Source organism: Psychrobacter sp. TWP2-1-2 (assembly GCF_049896785.1).
Lineage (GTDB): Bacteria > Pseudomonadota > Gammaproteobacteria > Pseudomonadales > Moraxellaceae > Psychrobacter.
The window spans coordinates 76,573-92,969 of the sequence record NZ_JAFCVA010000005.1 but is presented as its reverse complement, the minus strand read 5'-3'; the positions used below and the strand labels follow the sequence as shown (position 1 = coordinate 92,969).

At 41.7% G+C, this 16,397-nt stretch carries 17 protein-coding genes; 6 read left to right on the top strand and 11 right to left on the bottom strand.

Going from position 1 to position 16,397, the window contains the following annotated elements; translation table 11 throughout:
* The first annotated feature begins 16 nt into the window (after positions 1 to 16).
* Together ACP7AE_RS06470 and ACP7AE_RS06465 are read left to right on the top strand one after the other, a co-directional pair.
* Positions 17 to 907: an alpha/beta fold hydrolase gene (locus ACP7AE_RS06470; RefSeq protein ID WP_201501766.1), complete on the top strand. Its 891-nt coding sequence runs from the start codon at positions 17 to 19 to the stop codon at positions 905 to 907.
* A gap of 17 nt (positions 908 to 924) precedes the next feature.
* Positions 925 to 1,557, top strand: coding sequence for an alpha-ketoglutarate-dependent dioxygenase AlkB family protein (locus ACP7AE_RS06465; RefSeq protein WP_201501765.1), 633 nt, complete (start codon positions 925 to 927; stop codon positions 1,555 to 1,557).
* A gap of 193 nt (positions 1,558 to 1,750) precedes the next feature.
* Here the strand turns inward: ACP7AE_RS06465 and ACP7AE_RS06460 are convergent, their stop codons facing one another.
* The 4 genes from ACP7AE_RS06460 to ACP7AE_RS06445 all read right to left on the bottom strand — a co-directional run bounded on the left by ACP7AE_RS06460 (position 1,751) and on the right by ACP7AE_RS06445 (position 5,656).
* Positions 1,751 to 2,755 (bottom strand): NADP-dependent oxidoreductase, encoded by a 1,005-nt coding sequence (locus ACP7AE_RS06460; RefSeq protein ID WP_426242051.1) that lies wholly within the window; start codon positions 2,753 to 2,755, stop codon positions 1,751 to 1,753.
* A gap of 87 nt (positions 2,756 to 2,842) precedes the next feature.
* Positions 2,843 to 3,601 carry an endonuclease/exonuclease/phosphatase family protein gene (locus ACP7AE_RS06455; RefSeq protein WP_201539399.1) on the bottom strand — a complete coding sequence of 253 codons (759 nt, stop codon included), beginning with the start codon at positions 3,599 to 3,601 and terminating at the stop codon, positions 2,843 to 2,845.
* Between the two features lie 4 nt (positions 3,602 to 3,605).
* Positions 3,606 to 4,265, bottom strand: coding sequence for a M949_RS01915 family surface polysaccharide biosynthesis protein (locus ACP7AE_RS06450; RefSeq protein WP_426242049.1), 660 nt, complete (start codon positions 4,263 to 4,265; stop codon positions 3,606 to 3,608).
* Between the two features lie 278 nt (positions 4,266 to 4,543).
* Positions 4,544 to 5,656: a hypothetical protein gene (locus tag ACP7AE_RS06445; protein ID WP_045443051.1), complete on the bottom strand. Its 1,113-nt coding sequence runs from the start codon at positions 5,654 to 5,656 to the stop codon at positions 4,544 to 4,546.
* Between the two features lie 457 nt (positions 5,657 to 6,113).
* Here ACP7AE_RS06445 and ACP7AE_RS06440 point away from each other — a divergent pair, with 457 nt between their 5' ends.
* From ACP7AE_RS06440 to ACP7AE_RS06425, 4 genes are all read left to right on the top strand, one after another.
* Positions 6,114 to 8,300 (top strand): M3 family metallopeptidase, encoded by a 2,187-nt coding sequence (locus ACP7AE_RS06440; RefSeq protein WP_426242047.1) that lies wholly within the window; start codon positions 6,114 to 6,116, stop codon positions 8,298 to 8,300.
* The gene (locus tag ACP7AE_RS06435; protein WP_201539396.1) at positions 8,301 to 8,558 is read left to right on the top strand and encodes a YheV family putative metal-binding protein; all 258 of its coding nucleotides are present in this window, start codon (positions 8,301 to 8,303) and stop codon (positions 8,556 to 8,558) included.
* A 113-nt stretch (positions 8,559 to 8,671) separates the two neighbouring features.
* Complete coding sequence (locus ACP7AE_RS06430; protein WP_201539395.1) at positions 8,672 to 9,196, top strand: hypothetical protein; 525 nt, start codon at positions 8,672 to 8,674, stop codon at positions 9,194 to 9,196.
* A gap of 33 nt (positions 9,197 to 9,229) precedes the next feature.
* The gene (locus tag ACP7AE_RS06425) at positions 9,230 to 9,820 is read left to right on the top strand and encodes a hypothetical protein (RefSeq protein WP_201539394.1); all 591 of its coding nucleotides are present in this window, start codon (positions 9,230 to 9,232) and stop codon (positions 9,818 to 9,820) included.
* A 129-nt stretch (positions 9,821 to 9,949) separates the two neighbouring features.
* On the opposite strand, the gene pnp is transcribed toward ACP7AE_RS06425, so the two are convergent.
* From pnp to ACP7AE_RS06390, 7 genes are all read right to left on the bottom strand, one after another.
* On the bottom strand, positions 9,950 to 12,052 hold the full coding sequence (gene pnp, locus ACP7AE_RS06420; protein ID WP_426242044.1) for a polyribonucleotide nucleotidyltransferase: 2,103 nt from the start codon (positions 12,050 to 12,052) through the stop codon (positions 9,950 to 9,952).
* 740 nt (positions 12,053 to 12,792) lie between these two features.
* Entirely contained in the window at positions 12,793 to 13,059 is a 267-nt protein-coding gene (gene rpsO, locus ACP7AE_RS06415) for a 30S ribosomal protein S15 (RefSeq protein ID WP_045443035.1), read from the bottom strand.
* 366 nt (positions 13,060 to 13,425) lie between these two features.
* The gene (locus ACP7AE_RS06410; RefSeq protein WP_426242042.1) at positions 13,426 to 13,602 is read right to left on the bottom strand and encodes a hypothetical protein; all 177 of its coding nucleotides are present in this window, start codon (positions 13,600 to 13,602) and stop codon (positions 13,426 to 13,428) included.
* Between the two features lie 135 nt (positions 13,603 to 13,737).
* Entirely contained in the window at positions 13,738 to 13,899 is a 162-nt protein-coding gene (locus ACP7AE_RS06405) for a hypothetical protein (RefSeq protein WP_157292328.1), read from the bottom strand.
* Between the two features lie 75 nt (positions 13,900 to 13,974).
* Positions 13,975 to 14,499, bottom strand: a complete 525-nt coding sequence (locus ACP7AE_RS06400; RefSeq protein ID WP_426242040.1) for a type 1 glutamine amidotransferase domain-containing protein — start codon at positions 14,497 to 14,499, stop codon at positions 13,975 to 13,977.
* Between the two features lie 376 nt (positions 14,500 to 14,875).
* Complete coding sequence (gene truB, locus ACP7AE_RS06395; protein WP_201539389.1) at positions 14,876 to 15,955, bottom strand: tRNA pseudouridine(55) synthase TruB; 1,080 nt, start codon at positions 15,953 to 15,955, stop codon at positions 14,876 to 14,878.
* A gap of 8 nt (positions 15,956 to 15,963) precedes the next feature.
* Positions 15,964 to 16,368: a ribosome-binding factor A gene (locus tag ACP7AE_RS06390; RefSeq protein ID WP_201539388.1), complete on the bottom strand. Its 405-nt coding sequence runs from the start codon at positions 16,366 to 16,368 to the stop codon at positions 15,964 to 15,966.
* Between the last annotated feature and the right edge of the window lie 29 nt (positions 16,369 to 16,397).

Here is a 16,397-nt window from a genome sequence, read left to right as displayed (position 1 = left end):
AGGAGGTGTGTACATTATGAAAGCATTTGCAAAAAATATTAATATTAGTGGAAAACAAGCGCGCTACTATAACCTTAGCCAGCTTACACCATCGATACAATCAAGTACTGCCTCTCGCGTGCCAGCACACTTTTATGGTGGCAATAGTTTTACCGTTGGTACTTATAGTCCCTTATTAAATGCGCTGGCAACTGACTTCAAAATCAGCTCGCTTGCACTTCGTGGCTATTGGTATGACAAGCCGCAGCGCCGTCGTCTTACGCGCGAGCAGGATGCTGAGATACTTATTGAATTTTTAGAAAAAACGCAAGACAAACCCATCGTTGGTATTGGTCATTCGCAAGGAGCCACTGCCACTGCCATCGCTGCAGCCCAGCGCCCAGATCTGTTTTCACAGCTCTATTTAATAGAGCCTGTGACGTTTACCAAACCACAAGCCCGACTCTATAATCTATTGCCGCGTAAGCTTCTGCTTAGTCGCGAACCGTTTAAAAGCACTCTCACCAAACAATCTACTTGGGCAAGCATCGATGATTATTATGAGAACTTACGCGCTCAACGTGCTTATAGGCGAATGAGTGATGCGCATTTGCGGGTATTTGCAGAGCAAAGTTTATCCAAAGATACCAGTGGCAGTTACACGCTGATATTTGCGCCTGAGCAAGAGCTCGCCAACTATTTCGGCGCGCCACATATCGATACCGCTCTCAAGCAATTAAGCTGTCCTTATACACTTATCACTGGTAAGCCGACGTTGTTTATTAACCATAAAGTGCGACAACAATGGCAAAAATTCGTCCCTGATGACAGCATCATATCTTTGTTAGATTACGGTCATCTACTGCCGATGGAAGCACCTGAATTATGTGCTCAAGTTATCAATGAGCATTATCATAGTCATAAATAAGCTGAGCCGTCTAAGTGATGACTGACCTCTTTGCCCCTAAACCAACTGACAATCTGTTGCCTTACGATGGTCAGGTCAATGACTTAGGGGTAGTTATCAATGATGCTAACGCTCTGTATGAGAATTTACTAAATGAGCTACCTTGGCAGTCTGACATCGTGACGTTGTTTGGTAAAACGCATGTTACCACTCGCCAAATCGTCTGGATGGGTGACCACGATGTCAGTTATCATTACTCTGGACAGACGCGTCGAGCCATTCCATGGACAAAGCAGATGTTGCACGTAAAACGACATATTGAACAGCAGTTATCAAGCAGTGGTATCAACGTTGATTTTAATTCTTGCTTGCTTAATTACTATCCCTCTGGTGAGGATGGTATGGGCTATCATGCTGACGATGAAAAAGAGCTGGGCGCGCAGCCGATTATCGCTTCTTTATCGCTCGGTGCTAGGCGAAAATTTGTTTTTAAGCATAAAACTATTAGACAAAAGAACAAGCCCGTCAAAGTTGAGCTATATCTTGAGTCCGGTCAGCTTATCGTTATGCATGGCGATACGCAGGATTTTTGGAATCATACCATTACAAAAACCAAAACTGTCGCATCAGGGCGCATCAGCCTCACGTTTCGAAAAGTGCTACCGCATTAAATTAATGTAACTTAATATAAGCTAGAGCGCGTCCTCGTTTTGAAAATGGTGATAAAAATGAGCTAAACGGTAGCCAAACAAGGAAAATAGCACCGTTAATATCGGAATATTAACAGTGCTATTTGATGCAGTCTAGAAAGATTTAACCATTTTTAGCCCACTTGGTTGTTTTCCTTCAGATTTAGGACATGTCCTAGCTCACTTTTAAAACGATCTTGCCAAAAGCAGCACCTTTTTGCAGCTCATGATGAGCCGCGACCACTTCAGACAATGGATAGGTTTGCTGAATACGTAGCGTTAGCTTACCATCTGCAACGAGCTGTAAAACTCGCGCCATATCTTCACCACTACGCTGCGCCTTATAACCTGCTACCTTTAACTGTTTCTGGCTACCCGCTTCTTTGAGTTTATCCACCCAAATGGTTGGTAATACATTCACGCGTCCGCCTGATTTGAGAACGCTAAGCGCGCGGACTCCTGCCTCATTACCGACCAAATCCAGTAGCACATCTGCCTTTAATTCAGGGAATTCACCATCTTTGGTATAATCAATCCAACCTGTAAGCTGATTGGTATCTATTATTTCATCAAGCTTGGCATATTTCTCTGGTGAGCAAATGACGGTCACCTTGATATTGTTTTTAGCCACTTTATCCATGAGCAGCTGAATCAACAAGTGACCCACGCCGCCTGCTGGCGCGTTTATCACCACATGCTCACCATCTTGAATATCTGCAAACTCTACAAACTGTATCGCCGTCTGTCCAATACAAGGCAGCGCACCTGCTTGCTCTAACGTGACAGAATCCGGTACTTTTGCCAGCATTTCAGCATCGACTGCTACATACTCTGCATAACAGCCACCATGAAAAGTCAGGGCAGCGACCTGTGTACCGATAGTAAATTGCTCACTACGACTATCGACCACAGTGCCTGACATATCAAAGCCCAAAATTGCAGGCTCATTTTTATCAAACTTGTCTTTTTGAATGGCATCAGCGCCCCAGCCTTTGCCTTGACGCGTTTTGTAATCGACAGGATTGATACCCGCATAAGCGACTTTGACCAGTACCTGATTGTCTGTTAACACAGGAATGGCCACATCCTCTTGATAGCTCATCACTTCAGGTTCGCCAAACTCACGTATGAGTACGGCATGTTGGGTCGTTGGTAGCGGGTTATGAGAAAGAGTAGACATCGTTATATATCCTTATAGGTATCTATTGCTTTATTTTTGCATTCAATTTTATTTTTAGTGAATAACTTAAGCTTATCTAATAATCATTTATAAGTGTGCCAATTCCGCACTGAGTGGCAGATGATCAGACAGTGTCGACCATGGTTTGCCCGTATGCACCCATGCATTTTTCACTCTTAGATTACGCACATAAATACGATCTAAGCTCAGCACCGGAAGCTTGGCTGGGAAAGTTGGCAGCAGTTTGCCATGACAATGCTTAAAAGCTTCGGTCATACCCAAGCTAGTAGCAAGCTTATCACAAGACATTTTTTTCCAATCATTAAAATCTCCTGCCAAAATCAGTGGTTGATCAGGTGCAATCTCATTACGAACATAGTTGGCAATGGCTTCATATTGCTTGATGCGATCACGCTCAAACAAATTTAGGTGTGCACACAGTACAACCACTGGTACATCCCATCCAACTGGTTGTACTTCACAGTGCAAGACGCCACGCTGCTCAAGCTTATTAACGGTGATATTGACGTTATGCTTAGGATCTAATGGAAAGCGGCTCAATACCGCATTGCCATGATGACCATTTTCATACTCTGAGTTTTTACCATAGCTATTTTGCAGCTGTAAATATTCACCAAACCATTCATGTTGCGATTGGTCAGGGTATTCGTTGTATTGCATATTGCGCTTAAGATTCTGACCTTGCACTTCTTGGAGACACAGTACATCGGAGCCAATAATATCGAGCGCTTGGGCAATACCTTGTATCTTAACTTGGCGATTCATCGGCGACATGCCTTTATGAATGTTATAGCTGGTTAGCACAAAAGAGGTCGTGATAGTCATAGAATTAGTCATCATACTTAAAATAAATGGAACATTGATTATCGCGCCACACTGATTGCAAGTGACGCCTAAATACTGATTTTTGAGAAGCTGATAGCGCTGATTGCTGTAGTAATTTTTCATCAACCTTATAGTCGCCACCATAATAACCAGTAGCGTCAACTGGCTGACCTGTCTTGGCGTTACAAATTGCAGAGTTACCACGGATGGCGAATTTTTGCTGCCCTTCGTACATGATTACTTTCATCTCATCGTAACTTACGTCACCACGACAACCGAGATAATAAGGCACACTCACTTCGACAACACCGTTATTATTAATATCAGTCACTACGGCGGTGTTTTTAGCGAATTCTGCGATTACATCTAACCCATCGCAGGGTACATAATCATATATTTGCCATACTCGTAAAACCTCTTGTTCATCTATAACATATAAATGCGTGAAGACCTCTCCTGCTGGCTCGCCGGGGCTATTGGTTGAATTGAAACGCTGTAATTGAACCAAATACTGTTCTCCTACTGTGCCAATCCAAGAACGAATAGCAACAATATCTTTGGTCTTTAGCCTCATTTTATTTTTTTTAGAGTCTATTTGATAATAGTTTTGAATAGAAGGCGGCAATTGACCCCATGATAGATGGCTCACAGATATATTATTCACATCTGTCTCTGCCATACTGAGACTGGAGCTAAAGGCTATCATTGCTGTGACGCTAAATTGCATAAGAGTATTTGGTATGTTATTTAGCATCATTTAACGACATAAGGCAATCAAGTATAAGTTTTAGATAAAGGCTTAATATATCATCAATGTAAAAAAAGCATTGATTCTTATCGAACCAATGCTCCCATATTATACCTATCTTCTATCAATGGCGAATTCGCAAAGGATTGTCATCAATAGGCACTATCTAGCAATTAATAGGCACTATCTATCAACTAATAGCGTGTCACCAAAGCAATTGGTTGATCTTCACCCATAATATCTTGTGGCATAAATACTGCTTCGCCACCATTATGAATGACATGCTCAATGATTTCGCCAATGGCATCATCAGTAACGCCTTCTGAAGCCGCATCATCTGCAAGACTCAAAGTCTGTGCCTTTTCATCAATTTTGGCCGATTGTATATAACCACGACGGACATAAAGCGTCTCGCCTGCACCTTGGAAGGCACTGCGGTAGACTTCTTGTAGATCTGTTTGCAACATATTGGCACCGCGTGCTTTATCAATCTCACCCATGGCAGCTTGATGCAGTGATGTACGATAGCCTTCCACCGCCTCTTGCACACTATTGATAATATGCTGAGCACTACCATCTTCTAGATTGGTCGCATTTGACACTGTGGCAATGATGTTGTCTGGACGATCACAAACTTCTTTATAGTAGCCGATATTTTTAGCATCGCCAACGACAACCAAAGGCATTTTATGCTCACCCCACAACTCTTGTACGCTTTTATCCACCTGATTAAAAAACTCTTTTAGATAGCTGCTTTCATTATTAGATGAGCGATCCGATCCACCATCGCCTGTCGTATATAGACCGTTGTTTTCAATAGGAAATGGGATATTATCCATGTTTTTTTGCAAGTCATCGTCCTTATCGAACTCTCTCACCACGCGATCATTAGACGCTTCAATCAAGCGGGCATTATCACGAGTAAGCACCAAGGTGTAATAATGCACCGCGCTTGCCATATCACGCACCAAATCTCGAGTCGCAAAACGATGTGAAATCACCACACGCTCCGTGGTGTCAATCGGCATACGGATAACTTGCACATCGTCGGTACTGGCAAAAATAGCCAAGGTATCAAGATTTAAGTTGTGATTTAGCTCTTTGGTTTTATCGTGAATCTTATCGAGTATGGTAGTCGCTGTGCGCTTATCGTATTCGTTGGTTAAGCGTTCTTCAGCCACTTTTAATTGGTTCTTCAGGGCAATGGGATCTTGATCATTAGCAGGATGCTCGCGATGAGTCTTAACAAAGATACTAACCGCAGGATTGGCTTTGGTTTCACGTAAACTTTTGAGAGTCGCTTTCATTTATTGCTCCTTGTTTTATTATCATGTACTTTTAACATTGTGATTTTTACTATTAATCAACTGATTGATAGTTTTTGCTATCAATCAGTTGATTAATCTTTTTATTCCATTGCCTTGATGCTAGCAGTCAAACCTCACTCGCTGTAGGGTTAATTTGCAAGCAAATGATAGCGCTTTGTAAGTAGAACACTCTGTATTGTTCTAAAAGCCTGACGGATCGACTTTAAACCCGTTTAATAGTCACTATCTTCTCGCCTCACTTTTTATATAGTCAATAATTAGGTTGTATTTTCGTCAAACGAACCCATCTTTTATATAGCTTATCGATAAGACAGCAAAAAAGAAAAATAACACAAAGCTAATGATGTTCTAAATATCACGGCAAGCCAATCTCTTATATAAAGCGACGTTTACTCAATAATAATTCATTCACTACGATCAGATATCGGATACTTTTATGAAAACCCTTGCTGCAGATTTACGCCTTGTCGATTTTGACAACGTTTCGCCAAGTACATTACAAAGCCATGTCATCACTGCCATCGATGAAGCCAATACATTTTTAGATGAGATGAGCGGAGATACTGATAGCCATAACCGTGCTGCTAATATCAGCGCTGAGCAAGCGCTGGCTGATGTGATGACTTTTGATCATATTAATCTGGCATTGGATCGCAGTTGGGGCATTTTATCGCACCTGAATAGCGTCATGAGCAATGATGACATTCGTCATGTCCATCATGAACTGCTACCCACACTATCGGCTTATGGCACACGAGTGGGACAGCATCAGCCGCTATTTAATCGTTATCAAACTATCGTCAATGACACAGCATTTTTTGCTGCGCTTGAGCCTGCACGAGCGCGGGCTATTGAGCTTGCGCTACGTAGTTTTGAGCTGTCAGGTGTCGCATTACCAAAAGATAAACAGGAAAAGTTTGCGGCTATTCAAAGTCAGCTTTCTACCTTATCAGCGACCTTTTCAGATAACGTATTGGATGCCACCCAAGCTTATGCCTTACCGCTGCAGCAAGAGCAATTGGCAGGTCTAACCGAAAGTGGACTGGCGCTACTCGCAGATGCTGGCGAACAGTATAAAGCGCGCGCGCTTGCCAACGGTACGCTCACGCAAGTAGAAGTCGATGCGTTGCCAAGTCCTTATTACGTGGCAAGCTTAAATATCCCTGTTTATCTTGCCATCATGGCCCATGCGGATGACCGTGAACTGCGCGAGACCCTATACCGCGCTTATGTCACTCGTGCTTCTGAGTTCGATGCACATACCAATGCCAAAGGTGAGTCGCTAAACAATACCGATATCATGGGTCAAATCCTGCAATTACGTGAGCAAAAAGCCAAGCTATTAGGTTTTGACAATTATGCAGAAGTCTCACTATCGACGAAAATGGCAGATAACGTAGCAGAAGTAGAAACCTTTTTACGGAGTTTGGCCATGCAAGCAACTCCAGCGGCTAAGCAAGACTTGGCACAATTACAAAAGTATGCGCAGGACTATGGTATTGAGGAGTTACAGGCGTGGGACAGTGCTTATATCGCCGAAAAAGTAAAACAAAGCGAGTTCAGCTTATCACAAGAAGAGATTCGCCCGTACTTTCCCTTACCAAAAGTGATTAGCGGATTATTTGCCATCGTTGAGCGTCTGTACGGTATCAAAGTCCAAGAGCAAAGTGAATCCGTATCACGGTGGCACGACGATGTCAACTTTTATCAGTTGTTTGATGCTGATGATAACTTACTTGGTGGCTTTTACTTTGACTTATTTGCACGCAGTGGTAAACGCGGCGGCGCTTGGATGAGTGGTTTTCAGTCACGTTATACTTACAGTGAACAAAATCATCAGCAGCTACCCGTTTGCTTTATGGTGGGTAACTTTACCCCTGCCCTCGATGGCAAACCAAGTCTATTGACGCATGATGAAGTATTGACTCTATTCCATGAGTTTGGTCACGGCCTACATCATTTATTAACCCAAGTGACGGTCGGTGATGTCGCTGGTGTCAATGGCGTTGAGTGGGACGCGGTCGAGTTGCCTAGTCAATTTATGGAAAACTGGGCGTGGGATGCCGAAGGGATTGCGCTGATTAGTAGCCACGTCAAAACGGGTGCGCCCTTGCCTAAAGACAAACTTGCAGCGTTATTGGCGGTGAAGAATTTCCAAAGCGGCATGCAAACCCTACGTCAAATCGAATTCGCACTGTTTGACTTATTGATTCATGCGCATACGCCAGCGCTAGATTATGACGGTATATTAGCCACGCTAAATACCGTTCGAGATGACATTGCTATCATGCAGACACCTGACTACAACCGTTTTGCCAACGGCTTTAGTCATATCTTTGCAGGCGGCTATGCGGCAGGTTATTACTCGTATAAATGGGCAGAGTTGCTATCGGCAGATGCCTTTAGCAAGTTTGAAGAAGAAGGTATTTTTAACCCAGTCACTGGTAAAGCCTTCCGTGAGACAATTTTATCCGTTGGTGGTAGTTTCCCTGCCAAGACCAACTTTGAAAACTTCCGTGGTCGCAGTGCCAGTATCGATGCGTTGTTACGTCATAGCGGTTTTTCTGATACTAAAAAAGGCAGTGCTGCTGCTAATGCCTCAACAACACATGAGGTGATTTAAATGCGCTATCAATCAACGCGACCAAAGCGGCAGTTTTTAGCAGGTGTTCGTTGTCCTAAATGTCAGGCGATGGATGCGGTGGTACAAATCAACGTCGTCACTCCAGAACCTGATGAGTATATTGAATGCACATTATGTGGACATAGCGAACATCGCCCTGATCCTGATGCCATCAGTGCCAAAAACCATGCTGAAGATCAGCTTATACGTGATGCTATGGCTACTGGTACCAGCGGCACAGTAAAATTCAAACCTTAAATATTAAGCGTCAAGTCTTAATAGCTACCAGCCTATCTAGCAATAGATAGGCTTTTTATTTTGAGTTTGCTATAGTATGGCTACTTATATTTCTAACATAAATCGACTATAGTATGAAAAGTCAAAGAATGCGTCCTCTGTCAACCAAATCACTGAAAAAAAAGCCCACTAAGTCACGCCAGAAATGGTGGTCAATTATTATATTAGCGGCATTATTGATTGGCTACTTGGTCTGGAAAAACAATTCGATAAACACAAATACTGTGCCTATCGAAAGTACACCACCGACGACCGAACCAGATAGCGCTACTCAATTAGATGCTACGCTTTTAGGTAATAATGACAATAGTTCAAACAATAGTAACTTAACGTTAAATACTGATGAGACAATCACAGTTGATCAAATACCTAATGCTGAAGCCATCTTAAGTGCTCCTTTACCAGAAACAGATAGTCTTGCTAAAGAAGAAATAGATCGCTTAGCAGATGAAAAACAGCGCTTCGCTGAACAAAAAAAACTCGCTGCTGAACAGTTGGTCATGAATAAGCAATTGACGACAATGAAGGATGAGCAAATTGAATTGTTAGAACAACAAATAGCGCAATTAGAAGCCGAGACAAACGGCGACAAACAGTAGCTCATTATTTAGACTTTTATCAAGGGGCTGACAATGGCGACTTTGCAACTTACCCACGCCCCTATCTTAAATAGTAGCGCGCAGCTGCTTATTCTACCAGTCAATACTGCAGGGATTCTTTTAGATCCTGTTCTCACAAAAGCTAAAACTTTATTTGCTGATAATTATCAACGTTACTATCGCGCATGCCGCGATGGCAGTCTGAGTGTTGGCAGCTGCTTACTGCATAAACGCGCGCTTGAGCAAGCTGGTTTAAGTATCAGCAGTAATGGTAATCAGCCCAGTTATATCGCTAATCTTGTGGTATCAAATCATCCTTACCACCCCACACGGTCACAATGGTTGATTGCCGCGCTGAATGATTTATCTGAGCAGCTTATCCCGCTCATCCGTTATCAAGGTATTCGTAGAATTGCCCTACTGGCACGTCCACTTATTCATAACCACTCACGAAATGATAGAGCTAACGTGTCCAACGCAGCCAATTTAGCAAACACAGGCTCAGTTGCGTTAGACTGGCACGCTGACATCTTACCGTTACTCTTACAGCACCTACAAGATTTGCCTAAAGTTCGAATCGATATTCACCTTCCTAAAGACTTTAATATAGACCAATCACTTTGATATAGGCCAGTTACTTTAATAAGATATTCTACTGAAAACAAGATTTTACACCCATAAAAAAAACCGCCTTAAGCGCTCATGACGAGAGACTTAAAGCGGTTTTTGGATGTTGACTACATTAGATATCGATTAGCTTTGTTCGATACCTTTCATAGTCAATTTAATACGACCACGGTTATCGACGTCTTGGACGAAGACTTTAACGATCTGACCTTCTTTTAGGTAGTCAGAAACATTCTCAACGCGCTCTTCAGCGATTTGTGAGATGTGTACCAAGCCATCAGTGTTTGGCAAGACGTTAATAAACGCGCCAAAATCAACGATACGAGCAACCGTACCTTCATAAGTTTTGCCCACTTCAACTTCTGCCGTCAATGCTTCGATTCTACCGATAGCTGCTTTAGTTGCCGCTTTGTTCTCACCAAAAATACGAATCGTGCCGCCATCATCGATATCGATAACTGCGCCAGTCTCTTCGGTTAGCTGACGAATCATCGCGCCGCCTTTACCGATTACGTCACGGATTTTATCCGGATTGATTTCGATAACCGCATAGTTTGGTGCATGAGCGTTGATTTCAGTACGGCTCTCAGGCAATACTTTATTCATCGCGTCCAAAATATGGATACGACCAGCATGGGCTTGCTTAAGCGCTTGCTCCATAATGTCAGGTGTAATACCTTCGATTTTGATGTCCATCTGCAGCGCAGTGATACCATCTTTAGAACCAGCAACTTTAAAATCCATATCGCCAAGATGATCTTCATCACCTAAGATGTCTGATAGTACAGCGAAACGCTCACCTTCTTTAACCAGACCCATAGCGATACCAGCAACTGGTGCTTTTAGTGGAACACCAGCATCCATCAATGCCAAGCTTGCGCCGCAAACAGACGCCATAGAAGATGAACCATTTGACTCAGTAATCTCTGATACCACACGGATGACATAAGGGAAGCGTTCGCTATCTGGAAGCATCGCTTGTACACCGCGGCGAGCTAAACGACCATGACCGATTTCACGACGTTTTGGAATACCTTCACGACCTGTTTCACCAACTGAGAAATGCGGGAAGTTGTAATGCAGCATGAAATGGTCACGAATCGTGCCACCTAGTGAGTCAATCATGTTGACATCACGGCTGTTACCAAGCGTGGTCGTAACCAATGCTTGCGTTTCACCGCGTGTGAACAATGCTGAACCATGCGTGTATGGCAATACACCAACTTGTACGTCAAGGGCACGAACAGTCTCAAGATCACGACCATCAATACGCGGCTTACCTGACAAGATATTGTCACGAACCGTACGATATTTAAGATCGTTATAAATTTCTTTAAGCTCAGACACTGTATCAGCGTAAGTTTCTGACTCAACATCACCAGCGAGCGCATCGATAATTGATTGCTTGATTTCATCAAGCTTAGTATAACGAGCTTGCTTATCAGTAATCGTATAAGCGTCAGCAACTTGCTCGCCAAACTGCTCTTTCATGCTGCTAGTAAGCGCTTGATCACGCTCAGGGGCAGTATACTGCTGCTTAGCAGTACCGATTTCTGCTGCCATTGAAGCAATGTTATCAATAACGATTTGCTGTTGCTGATGACCATATAGTACCGCGCCTAGCATCTGATCTTCTGACAGCTCTGCCGCTTCTGACTCAACCATTAGTACCGCAGATTTCGTACCAGCCACAACCAAGTCAAGATCGCTCTCTTTAAGCTGCTCAATCGTTGGGTTCAGGATGTACTCGCCGTTGATAAAGCCAACACGAGCAGCTGCGACTGGACCATTGAATGGTGCATCAGATATGGCTAGTGCCGCTGAAGCACCGATTAGGGCAGCGATATCTGCAGACTGAGTCTTATCTGATGAAACAACCGTTGCCGTAATTTGGATTTCGTTAACATAGCCTTCAGGGAATAGCGGGCGAATCGGGCGGTCAATCAAGCGTGAAGTTAGGGTTTCGAACTCGCTTGCACGACCTTCACGTTTACCATAGGCACCTGGGATTTTGCCCGCTGCATACATTTTTTCTTGATAGTTGACCGTTAGTGGAAAGAAGTTTTGACCTTCTTTAGCCTCTGACTTTACCACTGCTGCGACAAGTACCGTAACGCCGCCCATATGTACTAAGATAGAGTTTGCTTGACGAGCAATACGACCTGTCTCGATCACAACCTGTTGGTTGCCATACTGAAATTCACGCTTAATGGTGTTAAACATTGTCATATAATCTTCCTAATGTTGACTGACGAAAGTAATATCAGCATTATAAAAATGCTGATATTTTTCATTAAAATTCTGTGTATGTGACTACTAGTGTATATGACTAATAATTGACAGTCTTTCTCTCAGAAATCATCTCAACCAGTGCCAATAACATTACCTAGTTATTCCATATGCCTATCGGCGCTAGACATCGTACTATTGTGTATATTTGGTCATTCAATTTTGGCTTTACTATAAATACTATCAAAAAGACCTTAAGTCAAAAGACTTCGGTGCTAAAAACCCTACAGACTATTTTTCTGCGCTTTTGAGAGTCAGGTATTAGCGCAGCTAGCTATTCTATAAGCTAAGAAATAGGTATTTTATAAATAGTCACCATATATATAGTAGATATATTATCAAACTCACAAGGCATTATTTTACAGTGATTTATAGCCATTGACCAATGAATTGCCGAACACAGCAATTATCGATAGAAAACACTTAGCTCTAGTATTACTGTTTTCACGAAAAATTCTATTACCTACTTGAATTGGTCTTTATAACCAATGCTATCCAAAATCAATCTTGAAAATGAATAAGCATAAAAAAACGGCGTGAAACTATTCCACACCGTTTTTAGAAAAATCTATTTTATCGATAGCAACAAGCAAGTTCCAAGCGATTCAGCAAAACTTCTAGAATAGCACCATATGATGGCTTCTTTTATTTTAGCATCCACTCGTACTATTGTCGTTAGATTAACGACGTAGACCTAACTGGCTGATAAGCGTGGTGTAACGACCAAGATCTTTACCTTTTAGGTAATCAAGCAATTTACGACGCGTGTTAACCATACGGATAAGACCGCGACGGCTATGATGATCAGCTTTATGTGCTTTAAAATGGTTCTGCAAATCGTTGATACGAGCACTCAATAGTGCTACTTGAACTTCTGGAGAACCAGTGTCATTTTCGCCACGTTGGTATTGAGCAATGATTTGTTCGCGATCGGTATTAGTTAGCATAAATATCTCCGGCAATGCTAAAAGCTTTAAGACATTCTCGAATTTGAGTAGGATCTAAAGCAGTAGAATAGTAAATAAAATAGCCTGCACGTCATTCAGGACAACCCTGCATTACTAGAGTTGACCTAGTGTACGACAAGCTAATGAGTCATAACGACCATTTAGGATAAGTTGCGATGAGAGAGCACTGAATATAACTATCCGTTTTGGACAGCCCATGAAGCACGATGTCTTATCTCAACCTAATGTAAATGTGACGGTGATTATAACAAAAAACTGCTGAACTAGCAGCAGTTTTTCATAATACTTGTAAAGTCAGATTTATTTTTATAGTTAGATCATCCGTCAATAGGCAATAGAATTTGCTTATTTCTTGACGTCATCTTCCGTCGCGTTACCGCCTAGTTCATCATCTTTAAGCGGTGCAGCTGTGGTAACTTCTGCTAAACTATCAGGAGCAGCATGCTCGCTAGGATTGATGTCTTCTGCAAGCCTTTCAATCTCTTTTTCTTGCTCATCCATGTTATTCAATGAATTACTCATATTAGCTCCTGAATTATTATTTTTTGGAGTAGCTGCTTTATACTTTTTACATTGAGATGCAAATATCATCAGTGATATTGAGGTAATCAGTAAATATATCAGTGTCACCCTATGATGGATGACACTTTACATATTCTACTTGTCTTCTTTAGCATTTCCTAGGTTGTCTGCAATACGATCTGCTGCGGCTTCACTATCTTCAGTATGATTGTTCTCAGTTTGGCTTTTAAGCGCTGCAGTTGCTGATTCAGAACGTTGTTGCTCAAGCTTGGTATCGTTTGGATTAGAGTTTGACATAATATTTTCCTCAGTTACGGTTGTGAATATTTAAGAAATATAAGTAATTAATTACTCAATAAGTGGGTAGAAGAATTAAGATAATGCCTTATCAATAGCATCAACGAAATTGCTGATATCATCTGGATTACGTGAGGTAATCAAATTACCGTCTACCTGTACTGTTTGATCTACAAATTTTGCACCAGCGTTTTCTAAATCTATCTGCAACGTATGATAAGCAGTGAGTGTTTTACCTTTGGCAATACCTGTATTGATAAGTGCCCAAGGAGCATGGCAAATGACAGCTAATGGCTTGCCTGCATCATTGATAGCATTGATAATACTATGAGCCTCTTCATTGCCACGAATCGTATCCGCATTGACAGTACCACCTGGTAGTACCAACGCATCATAATCAGAAACGCTTGCGTCTTTTGCAAAAATATCAGCAATAAAGGTGTCGCCCTTGTCTACATCTTGCTGCATGGCTTGCACTTCTTTTTCTTTATTTGTGGTTATAAGAAGTGTCTTGTAACCTTTATCTTTGAGTTTATTATTAACCTCTTCGTATTCTGCTTGCTCGAAGTTATTGTGTAGTAAAAAAGCAATGGTTTTCATGATATTCCTTTTTTCGTTATGAGTGATTTTCTTTTGGTATTTTTATTATTCATACTTTATTTTTATAAATCGTTATTATTATTGGCTGTATAGTCTTCCTTTGACCCATCTTGTTCCTATTAAATATTCTCTTTCGAACCTAGTTTTTATTTTTGATATATGACTTTTTATCTTATTATTTTTTTATGTTCTTATTCTTAGAGTCTTAGTTCGATTTATTTTTCTATCCAGACTTCCTATCCGGTAGATCTAAAGTACAAAAAAAACAGGTTCCACCATAGGTGAAACCTGCAATAAAATGTGAGGATATGTGATTAGTGTAAACTATTAGTAAGCTAAATCGTGTTTAAACGAGGGTTATATAAGAACCGTAACATTAACGCTGGATTAATTTTTTAGGCTGCAATCTACCGTTGAGACTTACGGCACCCAATCCAAGAAACTGACCTTGCTGATTTATCAAACGAATATCAGCTGGAATCTCATGGATCAAGGGTTGTTGGTCATCGTCACTACTAACCATATCACTATCTAGTTGAATATCGTTGTTTTCTGACACAGACGACTGATGACTGATACTAGTTGAAATATAGTCGCGCAGACTGTCTGTCAGTTGCTCAAATACATTCAAACGTTGACCCATGTGTATACGCTCACACTGCTCAACCGTCAATACCATCTCAGCTTCAATATTAATGCAAGCATCTACCGGCATCAATTGCTCTTGCCTGTTATCAAACGCTAATGCTTCTAAGTCTGACAAAGTAATCGCATCATTGATTTTAAAATCACCAACCTGCGTACGGCGTAATGCAGTCAAATGCCCTAATGTACCCATCGCTTTGGCGATGTCTTCACCAAGTACACGCACATAAGTCCCTTTAGTACAGGTCACTGTCAATTGAATTTTCTCATGATCAAGCGCTTTTAAATCAATGGCCTTGATTACAATATCTCTAGGCGCTCGTTCTACTTCAATACCAGCACGAGCATACTCATAGAGTTTTTTGCCATCCTTTTTTAGTGCAGAATACATCGGTGGTATCTGCTGCTGGGCACCTAAAAACTGCTGGGCGACTTTGTCTAAAAGTACATCATCAAATTTTGGAATGGGTGCTTGTGCAACGATTTGACCATCGGCATCACCAGTATCAGTTTGACCACCAAGTAGAATAGTTGCTTGATAAGATTTGTCTGCATCTAGCTGATAATGGCTAAATTTCGTCGCTTCACCCATACAAATCGGCAATAGACCCGTTGCCATTGGATCAAGTGTCCCTGTGTGCCCCGCTTTTTTACTATCATGATTTAGCGATTTAAAAAGATACTTCACCTTCGACACCACTTGCTGAGAAGTCATGCCTTTGGGTTTATCAACTAAAATAACACCCGAGACTTTAATCTTGTTAGGGTGATTACTAGACTTTTTATCCGCTTGCGTAGATGCGATAGACATAACGACTTTTACCCTTCGTTTTCTTGCTCGTCTGACTCATTTTCTTCAGTCTTAATAACTGCTTTACTGATTAAATCCATCATGTAATTACCACGAGCAGTCACTTCGTCATAATGAAAACGCAAGCGTGGTGTGGTACGTGTTTTGAGACTATGGCTTAATTCGGTACGCAAAAAACCCGCCGCTTTATTAAGTACTTTGATACTCTCTTCATGATTGGTCTTATTCATGGAATCGTTAAGCTCAGGCTCCATGATGGTGACATAGACATCAGCATATCCTAAGTCAGGACTAACCTTGACACTAGAAATAGTGACAAAACCAGTCAAACGAGGGTCATTGACTGCATCACGAATGAGAACAGCAAGCTCACGTTGAATTTGGTCGGCTAAGCGTTGTAGACGTTGGTTCATATTGTTACCTTACTTTAATATGGCTTATT

Coding starts and splice junctions, on each gene's coding strand:
- ACP7AE_RS06470 (WP_201501766.1), top strand. CDS start 17: ATGAAAGCATTTGCAAAAAATATTAATATTAGTGGAAAACAAGCGCGC.
- ACP7AE_RS06465 (WP_201501765.1), top strand. CDS start 925: ATGACTGACCTCTTTGCCCCTAAACCAACTGACAATCTGTTGCCTTAC.
- ACP7AE_RS06460 (WP_426242051.1), bottom strand. CDS start 2,755: ATGTCTACTCTTTCTCATAACCCGCTACCAACGACCCAACATGCCGTA.
- ACP7AE_RS06455 (WP_201539399.1), bottom strand. CDS start 3,601: ATGACTATCACGACCTCTTTTGTGCTAACCAGCTATAACATTCATAAA.
- ACP7AE_RS06445 (WP_045443051.1), bottom strand. CDS start 5,656: ATGAAAGCGACTCTCAAAAGTTTACGTGAAACCAAAGCCAATCCTGCG.
- ACP7AE_RS06440 (WP_426242047.1), top strand. CDS start 6,114: ATGAAAACCCTTGCTGCAGATTTACGCCTTGTCGATTTTGACAACGTT.
- ACP7AE_RS06435 (WP_201539396.1), top strand. CDS start 8,301: ATGCGCTATCAATCAACGCGACCAAAGCGGCAGTTTTTAGCAGGTGTT.
- ACP7AE_RS06430 (WP_201539395.1), top strand. CDS start 8,672: ATGAAAAGTCAAAGAATGCGTCCTCTGTCAACCAAATCACTGAAAAAA.
- ACP7AE_RS06425 (WP_201539394.1), top strand. CDS start 9,230: ATGGCGACTTTGCAACTTACCCACGCCCCTATCTTAAATAGTAGCGCG.
- pnp (WP_426242044.1), bottom strand. CDS start 12,052: ATGACAATGTTTAACACCATTAAGCGTGAATTTCAGTATGGCAACCAA.
- rpsO (WP_045443035.1), bottom strand. CDS start 13,059: ATGCTAACTAATACCGATCGCGAACAAATCATTGCTCAATACCAACGT.
- ACP7AE_RS06410 (WP_426242042.1), bottom strand. CDS start 13,602: ATGAGTAATTCATTGAATAACATGGATGAGCAAGAAAAAGAGATTGAA.
- ACP7AE_RS06405 (WP_157292328.1), bottom strand. CDS start 13,899: ATGTCAAACTCTAATCCAAACGATACCAAGCTTGAGCAACAACGTTCT.
- ACP7AE_RS06400 (WP_426242040.1), bottom strand. CDS start 14,499: ATGAAAACCATTGCTTTTTTACTACACAATAACTTCGAGCAAGCAGAA.
- truB (WP_201539389.1), bottom strand. CDS start 15,955: ATGTCTATCGCATCTACGCAAGCGGATAAAAAGTCTAGTAATCACCCT.
- ACP7AE_RS06390 (WP_201539388.1), bottom strand. CDS start 16,368: ATGAACCAACGTCTACAACGCTTAGCCGACCAAATTCAACGTGAGCTT.